Origin of the sequence: Amycolatopsis umgeniensis, from assembly GCF_014205155.1 — a bacterium.
GTDB classification, from domain to species: domain Bacteria; phylum Actinomycetota; class Actinomycetes; order Mycobacteriales; family Pseudonocardiaceae; genus Amycolatopsis; species Amycolatopsis umgeniensis.
On record NZ_JACHMX010000001.1, the window covers coordinates 5,205,694 to 5,222,042 of the forward strand.

Genomic DNA, 16,349 nt, shown 5'->3' on the forward strand with positions numbered 1-16,349 from the left:
AACAGTCTGTGACCAGCACCGAGGAGACCGCGACCGAGGCCACCACCGAGGCCGTCGCGACCACGGAGACCCCCGCAGTCGGCGACGCCGTCGCGACCAGCGAGACGCCTGCCGCCCCGCGGCCGTCGCGTGCCGCCGGTGGCAACGCCCAGACCGTCGGCCGCCGCAAGGAAGCCGTGGTCCGGGTGCGCGTCGTTCCCGGTACCGGTGAGTTCAAGCTCAACGGCCGCACGCTCGAAGAGTACTTCCCGAACAAGGTGCACCAGCAGCTCATCCGTGAGCCGCTGGTGACGGTCGACAAGCCCGACTCGTTCGACATCTTCGCCAACCTGCACGGTGGCGGGATCTCGGGCCAGGCCGGCGCGCTCCGTCTCGCGATCGCCCGTGCGCTCGTCGAGGTCGACGCCGACGACCGCCCGGCCCTGAAGAAGGCCGGCTTCCTGACCCGTGACGCTCGCGCCACGGAGCGGAAGAAGTACGGCCTCAAGAAGGCCCGTAAGGCTCCGCAGTACAGCAAGCGCTGATCGCGCCTCTGGCGCAACCCGCGGAAGCGCCCATCCGTCTTTCGGATGGGCGCTTCCGTGTTTCCGGGGTCCCGCCGTTCTCTCGGGCCCCGTTGTCACAGCAGTCCCGCGTGCCCCACGCGTTCGCCTTTAGCGGGCTAAACGCGCTCCGCGCGTCGCGTTTAGCCCGCTAAAGGCGAAGTCAGGGGTGCGGGGAGGCGGGCATGGGCACTCGCTAGGTTGTCGTGGTGGTTTTTCAAGGAGGTCGACAGATGGCTCGTCTATTCGGTACCGACGGCGTACGTGGCCTCGCCAACGAGGAGCTGACTCCGGAGCTGGCGCTCTCGCTCGCCGCCAGCGCCGCCCGCGTCCTCGCCGCCCACGACCGTTCGCACCGCCCGGTCGCGGTCGTCGGCCGTGACCCGCGTGCCAGCGGCGAGATGCTCGAGGCCGCCGTCGTGGCGGGCCTCACCTCCGCCGGTGCCGACGTGCTCCGTCTCGGCGTCCTCCCGACACCCGCCGTCGCGTATCTGGTGGGCTCGCTCGAAGCCGACCTCGGCGTGATGATCTCCGCCTCCCACAACCCCATGCCCGACAACGGCATCAAGCTCTTCGCGGCGGGCGGGCACAAACTCCCCGACGGGATCGAGGACGAGATCGAGGCCGGTCTCGCCGCTCCCGTCACCCGCCCGACCGGAATCGGCGTCGGCCGCGTCAAGGACGTCCCCGACGCGGGTGAGCGCTACACCCAGCACCTGCTGTCGGCCACCCCGCATCCGCTCGCGGGGCTGCGCGTCGTCGTCGACTGCGCCAACGGCGCGTCGTCCTTCGCCGCCCCCGAGGTCTACCGCAAGGCCGGCGCCGAGGTCATCGCGATCCACGCCGACCCGGACGGCGTGAACATCAACGAGCACTGTGGTTCGAATCACCCGGACGCGTTGCGCGCGGCCGTCGTCGAGCACGGCGCCGACCTCGGGATCGCGCACGACGGTGACGCGGATCGCTGCGTCGCTGTCGACGCCGCGGGCGAACTCATCGACGGCGACCAGATCATGGCCGTCCTCGCGCTCGCGCTCGCCGAGAGCGGCGAGCTGACCAAGAACACCCTGGTCGCGACCGTGATGAGCAACCTCGGCCTGCACTTGGCGATGCGCGCGCACGACATCAACCTGGTCACCACCGCCGTCGGAGACCGCTACGTCCTCGAAGAGCTCCGCGCGAGCGGGCTCGCGCTCGGCGGCGAGCAGTCCGGCCACGTCGTCCTGCCCGCGTTCGCGACCACCGGCGACGGTCTCCTCACCGCGCTGCGGGTGATGAGCCGCATGGCGGCCACCGGCAAATCGCTCGCCGACCTCGCCGCCGTCATGAACCGCCTGCCGCAGGTGCTGGTGAACGTTCCCGTGGCGGACAAGGCGGCTGTCGCCGTCTCGGCCGCTGTCCGCGACGCCGTCGGCGCCGTCGAGGCCGAACTCGGCGACGAGGGCCGTGTCCTGCTGCGCCCGTCGGGCACCGAGCAGCTGGTCCGCGTCATGGTCGAGGCCCCCGCGCACGACACCGCACAGGCGGCCGCCGACAGGCTCGCGGGAGTCGTTTCCTCCGCCTCGTAAGCCCACTCACGATCTTCCCAAGTCGCTGCGCCTGGGTTACCGGCCCGGTACATTCCGTGTGCGTATACCTAGGGGAGGGTGACGGTGGCGGGTAAAGGGCACAAGGTCGATCCGGCGCAGCTGAACGAGGCCGCGAAGGTCCTGCAAGACCTGCCGAAGCAGGCCTGCGAAGGGCCGATCGCGGCGGTCGAGCAGATCAATCTGAGCGCCGCGAGCTTCGGCCCGGCACACGGGGACTGCTTCACCGGTTATTCCGCGAGCATCCAGCGCATGGCGAAGTGCGCGCGCAGCTACCTCGCGGCGTCGGACGAGTTCGGCCGCAAACTCGCGGCGTCCAAGGACCTCTATCAGTCCAATGAGGACGCCAACGCGGCCGAGATGAGGAAGCACTGATGCCTCTCGCGGACGTCGGTGGTGACACCGGGCACGACATTCCCAGCCGGGCCGAAGTCGAGAAGATCCTCAACGACCCGAACATCGACCGCGACACCAAACGCGAGCTCGCCCTCAACTACATCGACTACATCGAGGACGAGTCGCCGGAAAGCTGCGGTTTCGCCAGCGAAGCCGAGCGGAACGGCTTCCGGGACCACCTCAAGTCGATGAACGGTGACTGGATCACCGAGGGTGACCTCAACGTCAATGACGGTTCCCTCGAAGAGGTCAAAAAGGCTTACAAGACCGCGCAGGAAAAGTACGACGCGAGCCAGGCCGCGGGACGGCAAGGCGATCGCGACGCGCTGAACAAGGACGCGGCGAAAAGCCAGGAGATCGCCGGTCGCGCCACCGAGACCGACCCGGGCTGCGCGAATTCGAACGACATCATGGTCCCCGGTCTTTCGGGGTTCAAGGTCTACGAAACCTTCCACCCGCTCTACCTCCGCGCGCTGAGCCTGGCGGGCGGAGGAGCGGCCATCGCCCTCACCGAACTCCAGCGGCTGTACCACGAGCAGGACAACATCCCGTTCAACCTGTTCAAGGCGAGCGCGGACGAGCTGACCGCGGTCGGCACCGCGATCGCCGGATCGGCGCAGGACGTCTCCGGGAAGCTGGGGAATTCGCTCGGCACCTGGGACGGCGCGGCGGCGGATCAGGCGCGTGCCTATCAGAAGGCCTATTCGGACAAGACCGGTCTGGTCGCCGAGGCTTTCAAGGCCGCCGGTGACGGGCTTCTGCGGACCAACGCCTCGGTGGGCAAGTTCTGCCGGGAGAAGGTCGATTGGCTGCAGAAGTGGTACACCGACAACATCGACGGTGCCACGGCGCAGGACATCGAGCGGATCATCCGCATCGCCGACGGTTCGTGCAGCCAGAACGACATCATCCACTGCATCAAATTCCTGAGCATCGAAGCCAAGAACGCCTTCAACGACGACGGCGGTGACATCGACCAGAGCACCATCGACGAGGTCATCAAACCTCAGGCGGTCGCTTGGCTGAAGACCGTCTTCCTCGGCTGGTTCGGCAAGCACATCGAGAATTTCCAGCTGGTGTGCAAGAACACGCGCGACGCGATCAACGGCGCGTGGAAGGCGTACTTCGATTCACTCGGTCAGGTGGTCGAGAATCCCTACGGGGATCTGGGCAAGACCCCGGAGACGGGTGGCGAAAAGCCCGTCGAGAAGGGCGGCGGCGGGAAGGACACCGGCGGCGGCCCGTCCTCCGGCGGTGGCGGGAAGTCTTCGGGTGGCGGTGGGCAGATGCCGCCGCCGAGCGCCGTCGAATACAAGCAGCCGGAGAAGTCCGAGACGCCGGAAGTGCCGGGGCAGGAGAAGAACCCGGTCACGGACAAGCCGCTCGACGTCGACCCGGCCACCGGCGAGCCGTATCCGATCGACCCCCGTACGGGTGAGGCGATCAAGAGCGACACCGACGGCACCCAGCCCGAGACGATGACGGTCGAGCAGGGCGACCGCAAGATCTCCATGGCCGAGCCGGGAGCCGACGGGAAGATGGGCATCTCCGTCCAGGACGGCGCCGGTCAGGCCAAGGACTACAACCTCGATTTCGGCGACGGCAAGGCCACGCCGGGAACCGGTGACGCGGCGGGCGGGCCGGTGCACCGGGACACTCCCGAGTCGGCGTCGCGGCCCACCGCGAGCCAGGGACAGGTCTATCAGCCCGGTCCCGACGGCAAGATCCACATCGAGGACGGCGGGCTCAAGATCACCGCGGAACGGCCCGGTGGTCCTGGCGGGCCGACACTGGTGACCGTCGACGACGGGTCGGGACATCCGTCGAAGTACACCTTGGGCGAGGACGAGCCCGCGAGCGGTCGTCACGCGAGCCCGGACTCCACGCCGCAGGCCACGGGCAGGCACATCGCGGATGGCTCCGCTGCTGCTGCGCGGCCGGTCGAAGACGCCGCACGTCAGCAGGCCGTTCCTTCGCACGACACGACGTCCGGCGGTGTCGGCGGCGGAGCACCGGCCTCGGCGCCCGGTCATCCGGTCGAACCGGTGGCCGCCGCGGCGAGCGATTCCGAATCGACGACGGCCCAGTCGCTGAGCAACCCGTTCGAAAGTGATCTCGGTGACGCGTCGGATCCCGCCGGAGCCGGTGGTGGCGCGTCCGCTCCCGCGGCGCCGTCGGGGCTCGGTGCCGCACCCGGTGGGGGCGCCCAGGATCCGGCCGCGTCCGGTGCGGGGATGATGGGCGGCATGGGCATGATGGGCGGCGGTGCGGCCGGAGGCGGGCAAGGGTCCGGTGAAGACCAGCAGCGCACGTCCAGCGGATACCGGGTCGACGGCGGCCTGTTCGACACCGCGACGACGGGCAGCCGGATCAGCGGCTCGCTCGACGACGACGGCGTCATCGGCTTCCGCTAGCGGTCAGGGGAGGGGATCAGTGAATCCTGAGGAGGATCTCGCCAGACTCCGGCACAAGCTCGCCGGGCTGGAGCGCGAGAACGGCGACCGGATGTACCTGGTCGACAACCGGGCGACGAAGGCGATCGAGGAGACCCAGGCCGCGGGCGACAAGCTCAAGCAGGAGACGAGCGCGGCGCTGTCCGCGCGTCTCGAGCAGAAGCGGCGGGCGGAGGCCGCGGGCGGCTGGGCGACCGAGTCGACCCTCGGCGACAAGGTCGAGGACGACGGCGACTTCGGGTTCGAGGAGGACGAGACCGAGAACGAGCGCCGTGCCGGGTATCGGACGGCCGAGGAGCCGCCGGTCTCGTTCCGGCCGCCCGCTGTTCCCGCTCCTCAGGTTCCCCCGCCGCCCCCGGCGCCGGTACCGGAAGAACGTCCGGCCGGGCGGCATCGGCGGGCGGCCGCGCGCGGTGACGACGACGATTTCGCGAACACCGACTGGCTGGCGACCTGAGCCTTCAGGTTCGCAGCGTCACGATGGCCCGCTCGACGCCGTGGAAGACGGCGTGCGTCTTGTACCGCACGTCTTCCACGACGTGGCCGGGCGTCAGGATCTCGGCGAGCGCGCGAAGCGCCACTTCGCCCTCGGCGACCGCGATCCGCGAGCCGGGGCAGGTGTGGCGGCCGAGGCCGAACGCGAGTTCGGTGCCGGGGCCCAGCGGGACGGCCAGTTTGTCCCCGGTCGTGAAGTCCTTGTCCCCCAAGGAGAACGGCGCTGTCACGCGGCGGGCGGCGAAACGGGTCGGGGCGACTTCGTGGATCAGGCCGCGCACGTTGTCGAGGACGTCTGGGCGGCGTAGGAGTTCGAGGGCGGCGAGGGCGAGGAAGTTCATGGAGTTCTCGTACGCCGCGTGGGCGAGCATCACCGGCGTGATCATCAGCTCGTCTTCGGTGATCCGGCCCGCTTCGTGCGCTTCGCGGAGCAGAGCCAGCCCGCCGCCTTCGACAGCCTCCGCCTTGAGGAAGAACATCGCGACCCTGAGCGCGGCCATATCGGCCCCGGCCGGTCCGCCCGACCAGACGTCCAAGTTCGCGGCGGTCTCCGAAAGGTTCGTCAGCAGCTTCTCGCCGAGTGGCTCGACCGTGCCGAGTACCGCTTCCGTCACCCTGGCCGCCACCGGCCTGGCGAAGTCGGCCACCAGGTCGAACCGGGCGCGCGACTTTAGCGGGCTAATCGCGACGCGCAGGTCCGTGAGCAGGGCGTCCGGCAGCGGCTCGACCAGGGCGATGACCTCCTTGACGACCGCGCGCAGCCGCCGGTGGTCCATGCCGTCCATCAGCAGGAGGTTCGGGGTCTCGGCTGCGGCACCGCCGGGGTTCGAGCTGAGCTCGCGGTCGCGCAGGGCCTTGACACGGTCCGCCGGATCGTCCAGCACGAAGAAGTCGTCCACGTTCGTATGATGCCCATGCCGCGGCCGGAGGATGTGCAAGTGTCACGAGAAGTGCCCGAAGAAGTGTTGCGGACCCCGCTCGTGCATCGCCTGCTCGAGCGCGCCGAGGTCGAGCGCCCGGCGTACACGCACCTCGATTGCTCGAACCGGCACGAACCCGTCGAGGACACGCTGACCTGGGCCGACCTCCTCGCCCACGTCCGAGCTGTCGCGGCGAAGCTGCGCGAGGTGATCCAGCCGGGAGACCGAGTGGCGATCACGGCGCGGCAGGACCTTTCCTACGTCGTCGCGTTCTTCGGCGCGCTGTACGCCGGGGCCGTCGCGGTGCCACTGTCCGCGCCGGACGTCCGCGCTCACCGCGAACGGCTCGTCGGGGTCCTCAACGACTGCGACGCCGACATCTGGCTCACCTCGGAAGCCCTGGTCGAGCGGCTCAAGGAGTTCGCCGAGGCCGAGCCGGTGCCCGCGCCCCGCGAGATCGTCGCCATCGACACCCTGCCGCTGGATCCGGCGGACCGATCCCTGCCGGCGCCGGTTTCCCCCCAAGACCCCGCCTATCTGCAGTACACGTCCGGCACCACGCGATCACCCGCCGGTGTGATCATCACGCAGCGGGCCTTGTCGGCCGCGTGCTGGCAGATCTGCGACGCCTACGACGTCGGCGAGCACACCACGTGCGTCGGCTGGATCCCGTTCTTCCACGACATGGGGCTGGCGCAACTGCTCGCGGGGACGATGCACGCCGGTGGCCGGACGGTGTTCATCGCGCCGCTGGAGTTCATCCGGCGCCCGGAACGCTGGCTGCTGCTGATGTCGGCGTATCCGAACACGCTCACGGCGGCGCCGAACTTCGCGTACGACCTGGTGACCGAGACCGTGCCCGAGGCGAAGCGCGCCGAGTACGACCTCTCGACGGTGTCGATCGCGCTCAGCGGCAGCGAACCGGTCCGCGTGGCGACCGTCCGCGACTTCCTCGCCGCGTACGAACCCCACGGCTTCCCGCGGGGCGCCTTCCGGCCGTCCTACGGTCTGGCCGAGGCGACGGTGTACGTCGCCAGCGGCGATTCCAGCGGCCCGGTGGTGACCGAAGTGGACGGCCGCGAGGTCGTCGAGATCGGCTGGCCGAGGGGGCAGCGGGTCCGCGTCGTCGCGCGGGCGGATGACGTTTTGCCCGCTAAAGGCGACGTGGGCGAGATCTGGGTCAAGGGGCCCAACGTGGCGGCAGGGTACTGGCGGCGTCCGGAGTTGACCGCCGAGGTCTTCGACGCCGAACTCGACGGGGAACGCGGCTGGCTCCGCACCGGCGACCTGGGCTCGATCCGGAACGGCAGGCTGTCGGTGACCGGACGCCTGAAGGACCTGATCATCATCGACGGCCGCAACCACAGCCCGCACGACATCGAAGAGACCGTCGCCGCCGCTCACCCCATCCTCGGGGCAGACCGGATCGCCGCGTTCTCGGTCGCTCTCGACGACGGTGAGGGCGTCGTCGTGGTCGCCGAACGCGCGCGGAAGGCGTCCGACTTCGAGGAAGACGAGGTCGCGCGGGCGGCCGCCCGCGCCGTCGCCGAACGTCACGACGTGCGGCTCAAGGCCTTCCTCCTGGTGAAACCCGGCGGTCTGCCGCGGACGTCGAGCGGCAAGGTCGCGCGTTCCGCGGCCAGAACGCGGTATTGGGAGCCGGATGGGACAGAATCCCCCCATGGCAGCTGACGGGAGCGAGTACGTCGACGAGATCAAGGCCCTCGTCTGCGAGACCTTCGACGTCGATCCGGACACCATCGACGAGAACACGCCCTTCGCCGAGATGGGCGTCGACTCCCGCCGCCGCGTCCGGCTCCTGGCGACGGTCGAAGTGGAGTTCGGCATCGACATCGACCTCGACGAGCTGGATCGCCTGGTCGACATCCGGGGCGCGGCGACCGTTCTCGCCGAGGCCGTCGAGGCGGGGGCGAAACCGCGAAAACGCGGTCTACCAGGCTTCTTGCGTCGAAATCGTTTGAGTTAGCAAAGGTGTGAATGTTCCTGCGGCCTCGGTGACCGGTGGGTACATTCTTGTGTGCATATGCGATGGCACCTGATGCGGTCGGCGTGCGTCGTAGGTGGGACAACGAGGCGGATACAGCGGGACGAAGGGGGCACCGGTCATGCCGGACGGGGGCTACAAAGCCGATTCAGAGGCGATGCTCACGGCGTCGACGTCGCTGGAGCGCGCGGCTGAGAAAACGACGTCCGAGGCGGGGAAGGTGGGGCCGACCCAGGTCGGGCCCGAGAACTTCGGCCGAGTCCACAAGGACTACCAAAAGGGCTACGCCACCGGGATTCTCGCCATTTCCGACGCGATGAAGGGCTACGCGGGCCAGCTCACCCAGCTCGCCGGCGGGGTCAGCACCGCGTCGACCCGCTACACCTCATCCGACCAGGCGAACGCCGCGGCTGCCAACAAGGCGGGAACCCAGTAATGAGTGAACCGACGCCCGCTCAGATCAAGGAAATGCTGAACGACCCCTACGTCACTCAGGGCACGAAAGACGCTTTGATGATGCCGTGGACCAGGGAAGCGGCATATAAGAAGGCCGTCGCCGAACGCGACTCGAACGCCGCGGGGGACAAGAAGCAGGCGGCCGACACGAAACAGGCCGACAAGGACCTCGACTCGATGGCCCGGCCCGCCGCCGGAGGCGCGACCACCAAATCCGACCAGGTGCTCGACCTCGGAAAGCCGGCACTGGACTTCTTCTCCGATTGGGCCGAGCAGGTCTGGAACAAGATGCCGGAGAAGTCGGGCGAAATCAGCTACAAGACCGACATCTGGGACCGGTTCCACGAGAACCGTGAGATCAATTTCCAGAAGATGTTCGACGAGGTCGAGGATCTCGGCGACGCCAAGAAGATCGTCGAGCAGACCCAGAAGGACGCGACTTCGGCGCTGACCACGCTCTTCCACGACTGGAAGGGCGAGGGCGCGACGGCCGCGAAGGTCAAGTACGAACAGCGGATCCAGCCCGACGCGAAGGAACTCATCGCGCAGATGGACGGCGCCATCAAACTGGTGCCCTCGACCATCGACAAGATCTACACCGCGCTGAAGCTGAAGGTCGACGAAACGCTGAAGCTCCGGGTCGACAAGGTCGCGACTGCACCTCTGTACATCGCGAAGCAGGTCGTCGACATCGCGAACGGCAAGGTCGATTCCAAAGAAAAGCTCATGGACGTCGCGTACTGGCTCGACTCCGCGTGTCCGGGCAACAACCTCGCCGAGCGGCTGCGTCACGACGACTGCAAGCTGAACGACGAGAACAAGGACTACGCGATTGGAGCCGCGAAGCAGTGGCTGAAGGGTTCGTTCGCCACTGAGTTCGGTGAGCGGTTCGAGAACTTCAAGAAGCTCTGCAAGAACGCGACCGACACGATCAACACGCAGTACCACGAGCTTTCGCGGTTCATGGAGGACTACACGAACCCGTTCCCCGCGGCCGGCTCCGAGAAGCCGCCGGGCAACGAGAAGCCGCCGGGCAACGAGAAGCCGCCGGGCTCCGAGAAGCCGCCCGGCAACGGCACCCCGCCCGGTGGTGGCGGCGGTACCCCGCCCGGCGGCGGGGGCGGCACGCCTCCCGGTGGCGGAGGCGGCGGCAGCACACCGCCGGCGGCGGAGGTCCCCGAGGCGCCGAAACCGGAGGACAAGCCCGCCGAGGGTACGAACCCGGTCACCGGGAAGCCGCTCGAGCTGGACCCCGAGACCGGCAAGCCGTACCCGATCGACCCGGCGACGGGTGAGGCGATCAAGGACGGCATCGACGGTCAGGACACCATGACCGTCCAAAAGGGCGACAACAAGATCGAGATGACCGAGCCGGATAAAGACGGCAAAATGGACATCAAGGTCGACGACGGCAAGGGCAACGAGAAGGACTACAAGCTCGACTTCGACGACCCCAAGGGCGAAGAGGGCAAGGACGGCGACAAGGCCAAGGACGGCAAGGACGGCGAGTTCGGCCCGCAGGGCGCGGTCAAGGAAGGCGAGCCCGGCAAGGACGGCGTCTACCGGCCCGGTCCGGACGGCAAGATCCACATCCAGGACGGCAACCTCAAGATCACCGCCGAGCAGCCGGACGGTCCGAACGGCCCGACAGTGGTGACCGTCGACGACGGCAAGGGCGAGCCGACCACCTACACCCTCGACGAAAAGGGTGAGAAGAAGGAACTCAAGCCCGGCGACGTCATCGACAAAGACGAAATCAAGAACGGTCTCGACGACCGGAATCCCGGCAACCCGCAGCCCGGCAAGGTCGACGAGGTCCGCACGATGCCCGCTCCGGCGGACGGCGCGGGCTTTGCCGCTCCGGGCGGTGTCGAGGTCGGCGCTGGAGTCAGTGGTGGCGAAGGGACCGCCGCGGTGTCCGCGGAGGCCGAGGCCGCCGGTGGTGCCGCGTCAGGCTCGGGCGCGGGTGGTGACGGCACCGTGCCGACAGCCAGTGGCGGCGGAGGCGGTGGCAGCTTCGAAGGAGCGCTCGGCGGCGTCGGCGACGGTGGTTCGGCGGGGTCGCTGAACGAGGCTGGTTCGCTCGAAGCGGGCATCCAGACCGGAGGCGGTGCACAGCCGGCCGGGGCCGAAGGCGGTCTCGGAATGGCGCCCGGCGGGATGGACCCGGCGCCCGCGGGAGCCGGTGCCGGCAGCTCGTCCGCCGGTATGGGCGGCATGATGGGTGGAATGGGCGCCATGGGCGGCGCGGCCGGTGGTGGCGGGGGTGACACGCAGCGTGGGTCCAGCCAGTACCGCGTCGAGGGTGGCATTTTCGAGACCAGCGGCGCGGGCGGCCGGATCAGCGGTTCGCTCGACGACGAGGGCGGCGACCGTTCGATCAGCTACGAGCGATGATCGGTAACCGGGGAACGAGGGAGGACCGATGAGCGCTGTCGATCGGCTGGCGGCCGCCATGTCGAGGCAGGACGCCGCCATCACGGAGCAGCAGGAGCAGCGCGGGCTTCGGGAGCGGCACCTCGCCGACGCCAAGGCCCAGGCGATGGAAACCATGCAGAAGGACGCCGCCGTCCACGACAAGTACGCGGCTCACATGCAGGAACTGGGGAAGCGGAGCAAGGAGGCGGGCGGCTGGCTGACCGGCAAGACGACCGCCGACCGCAGCCACACGATGGGATTCGGCATCGAGGACGACGAGAAGCCGGACGCCCGGTTCGCCGAGTTCGGTGGCCGTCCCGATGCGTCGCGACAGGCGCCTCCGCCGCCTCCTCCGGTCGCGCCGGGGGTGCCCGGGATGCCGGCGACCGTGGACGTCCCGCCGCCTGCGGCGCCGACGCCCGCTCCGAGTGCCGGGGCGCCCGAAGAGCCTGGCACGCCCGCGCGTCGTCGAGGCCGTCACGCCCGCGACGACAAAGGCTTCGACGACGACGACTTCTCGAACAACTCGTGGATGGTCGACTGACCGCTTCACCGCACTTCAGGGCCCGGCTCACCAGAGCCGGGCCCTTCTTGCTCACTCCGCTCGCCCGGCCCGCGTCGACTTTAGCGGGCTAATCGCGATCCGGCGGCGGGGTGCGCTCGCCTGGGGCGGGGCGACTTTAGCGGGCTAAACGTGACGCGTAGGAAGGCTAAGTAACCGGGCGCGCGTCCGGGGCCCGGATCGCGTTTAGCCCGCTAAACGCAGGTCGGCCGGGGGAGCAGGTCAGGCGGCGGGCTCGTCCTGGGCTTCGATGGGGGCGCGCTTGACGTCGGCGTCCAGGAGGGGCTGGTACTTCGTCGTCCCCGTCAGGTGAGTGAGGAAGAACGCGGTGAACAGCGCCCTCGTCAGCTGCTGGGTCCCGCGGTGCGGCTTCCCGTGCAGCAGCAGCTGGCTCCAGTGCTTGCCTTCGGTGACACCGAGGTGCGACGACTTCCCGAGCGTCCGCAGCTGCACCGGCCCGCCCCACGCGTCCGCGATGGCCTCGGCATGTCCGACAGGCGGCGCGACCAGGTCTTCGCTCGCCGCGAGGTGCAGGCCGGGCACGGTCACCGACTGGGCGGACACCGTCGCCGGCGGCAGCGTCTGGGCGGGAGTGATGGTCGCGACAGCGCGAATCTGGGGGCGCTCGCCGTTCTCAGCCGCCTGAGCGGCGGCGAGGATGGCCGAGCCGCCACCGGTCGAGTGCCCGGCCAGGCCGAGCTTCGCCGGGTCGACGCTGATGCCGTCCGGTCCGAGGCGGACCGTCGTGATCAGGTCGAGCGTGGTGAGCAGGTCGCCGGCCAGCAGCCGGTGCGACGGCAGCGGCCCGCGCTGAGTGGCCGGAGCCGCCGCGACGATTCCCCAGCTCGCGAGGTGCCGGAGCAGGTGCCGGTAGCTCCCTGTCGGCTGCAGCCATCCGTGCCCGAACGCGATCGCGGGCAGACCGAGCCCGGATCGGGGCGTGAACACGACGCCGGGCAGTCCGACCAGGGCGAGGTTGCCGCGCAGCACCTCGTGCGGACCTGGGTGGGACAGCTCCGCGAGCAGCTGTTTGGGCTTGCTGGCCATGTTCGTGACCTTACTGCCCGCACCCGCGTCCGGCCCGCGCGCCGCCCCGCGGATCGCGTTTAGCCCGCTAAACGCGAGTGCGGGCGCCCGCGCGAAACGGCCGGATTTCCGTCGTTAGGCTGGTGGCCGTGTGTGGAATCGTGGGATACGTAGGACACCGCCCGGCTCTGGACGTCGTCATCGGCGGCCTGCGCAGGATGGAGTACCGCGGCTATGACTCGGCAGGCGTGGCGGTCCTCGACGGCGCCGGCGCGCTGAACGTCGAGCGCAAGGCAGGCCGCCTGGCCAACCTGGAGAACCAGCTCGAAACCGTCGGCAGGGACGCCTTCACCGGCACCGCCGGGATGGGCCACACCCGCTGGGCCACCCACGGCGCCCCGGTCGACCGCAACTCGCACCCGCACCGCGACGCCTCCCAGCGCGTCGCCGTCGTGCACAACGGCATCATCGAGAACTTCGCCGCCCTGCGCTCCGAGCTCGAGGCCGACGGCGTCGAGATGGCGAGCGACACCGACTCCGAGACCGCCGCGCACCTCATCTCCCGCGCCTACGCCGAGGGCGACACTAAGGGCGACTTCCCGGCCAGCGTCGCCGCGGTCTGCCGTCGTCTCGAAGGCGCGTTCACCCTGGTCGTGACCATCGCCGACCAGCCGGACACCATCGTCGCCGCCCGTCGCTCCTCGCCGCTGGTCGTCGGCGTGGGAGAAGGCGAGCACTTCGTCGCTTCCGACGTCGCCGCGTTCATCGAGCACACCCGCGAGGCCGTCGAACTCGGCCAGGACCAGCTCGTCGTGATCACCCGCGAGGGGTACGAGGTCACGGACTTCCACGGCGACGCCGCCCAGGCCAAGCCGTTCACCGTCGACTGGGACCTCTCGGCCGCGGAAAAGGGCGGCCACGAGTACTTCATGCTCAAGGAGATCGAGGAGCAGCCGGAAGCGCTGGCGAACACGCTGCGCGGTCACTTCGACGGCGGCCGGATCATCCTCGACGAGCAGCGCATCTCCGATCAGGACCTGCGTGACGTCGACAAGGTCTTCGTCGTCGCCTGTGGTTCCGCGTACCACTCGGGCCTCGTCGCCAAGTACGCCATCGAGCACTGGTGCCGCCTCCCCGTCGAGGTCGAGCTGGCCAGCGAGTTCCGCTATCGCGACCCCGTGCTGGACCGCGCGACCCTGGTCGTCGCCGTCTCGCAGTCGGGCGAGACCGCGGACACCCTCGAAGCCGTCCGCCACGCGCGCGAGCAGAAGGCGCGTGTCCTGGCCGTCTGCAACACCAACGGCGCGCAGATCCCGCGCGAGTCGGACGCGGTCCTCTACACGCATGCCGGTCCGGAGATCGGCGTCGCTTCGACCAAGGCCTTCCTCGCGCAGATCGCGGCCAACTATCTGGTCGGCCTGGCGCTCGCGCAGGCCCGTGGCACGAAGTACCCGGACGAGGTCGCCCGCGAGTTCGCCGAGCTCGAGGCCATGCCCGCCGCGGTGCAGAAGGTCCTGTCCACTGTGGACCAGGTCCGCGACCTCGGCCGCCGGATCGCCGACTCGAAGGCCGTGCTGTTCCTCGGCCGTCACGTCGGTTTCCCGGTCGCCCTCGAAGGTGCGCTGAAGCTCAAGGAACTGGCGTACATGCACGCCGAAGGCTTCGCCGCCGGTGAGCTCAAGCACGGCCCGATCGCGCTGATCGAAGACGGCCTGCCCGTCGTCGTGGTGATGCCGTCGCCGAAGGGGCGCGCGGTGCTGCACTCGAAGCTGGTGTCGAACATCAGCGAGATCCAGGCGCGCGGCGCCCGCACGATCGTGATCGCGGAGGAGGGCGACGAAACCGTCCGCCCGTTCGCCGACGAGCTGATCGAGATCCCGGCCGTGCCGACGCTGCTGCAGCCGCTGGTTTCGACGGTTCCGCTGCAGGTGCTGGCGGCGGAGATCGCCCGCACCCGCGGGTACGACGTCGACAAGCCGCGTAACCTGGCGAAGTCGGTCACCGTCGAGTAAAGACCGGAGGCGTCGTGCAGGGAATCTGGACCACGGAACGGATTCGCGCGGCGGAGGACCGGTTGCTCGCCGTCACTCCCGACGGCGTGCTCATGCGACGCGCGGCGTTCGGCCTCGCGGTGCACGCCGCGGAGATGCTGGAAGACCACACGGGTTCGGTGTCCGGGCGGCGGGTGACGTTGCTCGTCGGGTCGGGGAACAACGGCGGTGACGCCTTGTGGGCCGGCGCATTCCTTCGCCGTCGCAACGTGGCCGTCTCGGCGATCCTGTTGAAGCCCGAACGCGCTCACGGGCCTGGTTTGGCCGCTTTGAAGCGATCCGGCGGAAGGATTGTGTCCGTTGAGGACGGTCCACAGTGGATTAGCCGGGCCGACCTCGTCCTCGACGGGATCGTCGGGATTTCGGCGCGAGGACCCTTGCGGACGGATGCCGCCGCGCTGCTGGAGCACGTGAGCGCACCGATCTTGGCCGTCGATCTGCCGAGTGGGGTGGATCCGGACACCGGCGCCGTCGACGGGCCGGCGGTCGTCGCCGACCGCACGGTCACTTTCGGCGCGCTCAAACCGGTGCACGCTCTCGCACCCGCCTCCTGCGGCGAGATCGCCCTGGTCGACATCGGCTTGCGGCCGGAACTCGGCGAACCCGATCTGCGGCGGCTCGACACGGCCGACGTCGCCGCGGCGTGGCCGGTGCCCGGGCCGGGCGACGACAAGTACAGCCAAGGTGTGGTCGGGGTGGCCGCGGGATCCGCGACGTACCCGGGTGCGGCCGTGCTCGCGGCGGGCGCCGCCGTGCGGGCGACGTCCGGGCTGGTGCGGTACGCCGGGCACGCCGCGGATGTGGTGCGCGGACACTGGCCCGAGGTCATCGCGACGGGGTCGGTGACCGATGCCGGACGGGTGCAGGCGTGGGTCGTCGGGCCGGGGATCGGGACAGGGCACGAGGGGCGGGAAGTGCTGAGGTTCGTCCTCGGGCGCGGGGTGCCGGTGTGCGCGGACGCCGACGCGACGACGATCATCGCGCGCTCGCCCGACGTGCTCGACGCGCGCGACCCGGACACGCCGCTTTTGCTGACCCCGCACGCGGGGGAGTTCGAGCGGCTGATGGGTTCACCGCCGGGAGCGGATCGGGTCGCGGCGGCGCGGGCGGCCGCGCGGAAGTACGACGCGGTCGTGCTCTTGAAGGGGCACTGCACGGTGGTCGCGGCGCCGGACGGCCGCGTGCTGGTGAACACGCCGCGGGGATCGTGGCTCGCGACGGCGGGTTCGGGGGACGTGCTGTCCGGTCTGGCCGGGGCGCTGCTCGCCGCCGGGCTCGACCCGTGGCTGGCGGCGGGTGCCGCCGCGCACGTCCACTCCCTTGCCGGGTCGCTGGCCGCCGACGGCGCGCCGACCTCGGCGTCCGGCATCCTCGGTGCCGTCTCGGACGCCATTCGCGCCGTCCGTTCCCTGGTGCCCTGACCTGCATTTAGCGGGCTA

Annotated in this window: 14 protein-coding genes; 12 read left to right on the plus strand and 2 right to left on the minus strand. The window is 69.6% G+C overall.

The window, feature by feature from the left end; all coding sequences use genetic code 11:
- The first annotated feature begins 8 nt into the window (after nucleotides 1–8).
- The 5 genes from rpsI (at nucleotide 9) to HDA45_RS24730 (ending at nucleotide 5,434) form a co-directional block, all read left to right on the plus strand.
- On the plus strand, nucleotides 9–524 hold the full coding sequence (gene rpsI, locus HDA45_RS24710; RefSeq protein WP_184899095.1) for a 30S ribosomal protein S9: 516 nt from the start codon (nucleotides 9–11) through the stop codon (nucleotides 522–524).
- Nucleotides 525–775: 251 nt separating this feature from the next.
- A complete protein-coding gene (gene glmM, locus HDA45_RS24715) occupies nucleotides 776–2,110 on the plus strand; it encodes a phosphoglucosamine mutase (protein WP_184899097.1) in 1,335 nt (444 codons plus the stop codon).
- Between the two features lie 78 nt (nucleotides 2,111–2,188).
- Nucleotides 2,189–2,503, plus strand: coding sequence for a type VII secretion target (locus HDA45_RS24720; RefSeq protein WP_343072144.1), 315 nt, complete (start codon nucleotides 2,189–2,191; stop codon nucleotides 2,501–2,503).
- The gene (locus tag HDA45_RS24725) at nucleotides 2,503–4,938 is read left to right on the plus strand and encodes a hypothetical protein (protein WP_184899101.1); all 2,436 of its coding nucleotides are present in this window, start codon (nucleotides 2,503–2,505) and stop codon (nucleotides 4,936–4,938) included. Before HDA45_RS24720 ends, HDA45_RS24725 begins: the two co-directional genes overlap by 1 nt.
- A 19-nt stretch (nucleotides 4,939–4,957) precedes the next feature.
- A complete protein-coding gene (locus tag HDA45_RS24730) occupies nucleotides 4,958–5,434 on the plus strand; it encodes a hypothetical protein (RefSeq protein ID WP_184899103.1) in 477 nt (158 codons plus the stop codon).
- A gap of 4 nt (nucleotides 5,435–5,438) precedes the next feature.
- Here HDA45_RS24730 and HDA45_RS24735 read toward each other — a convergent pair whose 3' ends face one another.
- Complete coding sequence (locus HDA45_RS24735) at nucleotides 5,439–6,371, minus strand: cytochrome P450 family protein (RefSeq protein ID WP_184899105.1); 933 nt, start codon at nucleotides 6,369–6,371, stop codon at nucleotides 5,439–5,441.
- Between the two features lie 15 nt (nucleotides 6,372–6,386).
- On the opposite strand from HDA45_RS24735, the gene HDA45_RS24740 reads away from it, so the two are divergent.
- From HDA45_RS24740 to HDA45_RS24760, 5 genes are all read left to right on the plus strand, one after another.
- Complete coding sequence (locus tag HDA45_RS24740; RefSeq protein ID WP_184899107.1) at nucleotides 6,387–8,084, plus strand: fatty acyl-AMP ligase; 1,698 nt, start codon at nucleotides 6,387–6,389, stop codon at nucleotides 8,082–8,084.
- Nucleotides 8,074–8,379, plus strand: coding sequence for an acyl carrier protein (locus HDA45_RS24745; RefSeq protein ID WP_020633351.1), 306 nt, complete (start codon nucleotides 8,074–8,076; stop codon nucleotides 8,377–8,379). The genes HDA45_RS24740 and HDA45_RS24745 overlap by 11 nt, the downstream gene beginning before the upstream one ends.
- Before the next feature lie 139 nt (nucleotides 8,380–8,518).
- Nucleotides 8,519–8,833, plus strand: coding sequence for a hypothetical protein (locus HDA45_RS24750; protein ID WP_101612201.1), 315 nt, complete (start codon nucleotides 8,519–8,521; stop codon nucleotides 8,831–8,833).
- Nucleotides 8,833–11,250, plus strand: coding sequence for a collagen-like domain-containing protein (locus tag HDA45_RS24755; protein ID WP_184899109.1), 2,418 nt, complete (start codon nucleotides 8,833–8,835; stop codon nucleotides 11,248–11,250). Before HDA45_RS24750 ends, HDA45_RS24755 begins: the two co-directional genes overlap by 1 nt.
- A 28-nt stretch (nucleotides 11,251–11,278) precedes the next feature.
- The gene (locus tag HDA45_RS24760; protein WP_184899111.1) at nucleotides 11,279–11,815 is read left to right on the plus strand and encodes a hypothetical protein; all 537 of its coding nucleotides are present in this window, start codon (nucleotides 11,279–11,281) and stop codon (nucleotides 11,813–11,815) included.
- A gap of 240 nt (nucleotides 11,816–12,055) precedes the next feature.
- Here the strand turns inward: HDA45_RS24760 and HDA45_RS24765 are convergent, their stop codons facing one another.
- Entirely contained in the window at nucleotides 12,056–12,880 is an 825-nt protein-coding gene (locus HDA45_RS24765; protein WP_184899113.1) for a dienelactone hydrolase family protein, read from the minus strand.
- Nucleotides 12,881–13,008: 128 nt separating this feature from the next.
- On the opposite strand from HDA45_RS24765, the gene glmS reads away from it, so the two are divergent.
- Both glmS and HDA45_RS24775 read left to right on the plus strand, forming a co-directional pair.
- Nucleotides 13,009–14,871 carry a glutamine--fructose-6-phosphate transaminase (isomerizing) gene (gene glmS, locus HDA45_RS24770; protein WP_184899115.1) on the plus strand — a complete coding sequence of 621 codons (1,863 nt, stop codon included), beginning with the start codon at nucleotides 13,009–13,011 and terminating at the stop codon, nucleotides 14,869–14,871.
- Nucleotides 14,872–14,885: 14 nt separating this feature from the next.
- Nucleotides 14,886–16,331 (plus strand): NAD(P)H-hydrate dehydratase, encoded by a 1,446-nt coding sequence (locus HDA45_RS24775; protein WP_184899117.1) that lies wholly within the window; start codon nucleotides 14,886–14,888, stop codon nucleotides 16,329–16,331.
- Nucleotides 16,332–16,349 lie beyond the last annotated feature (18 nt).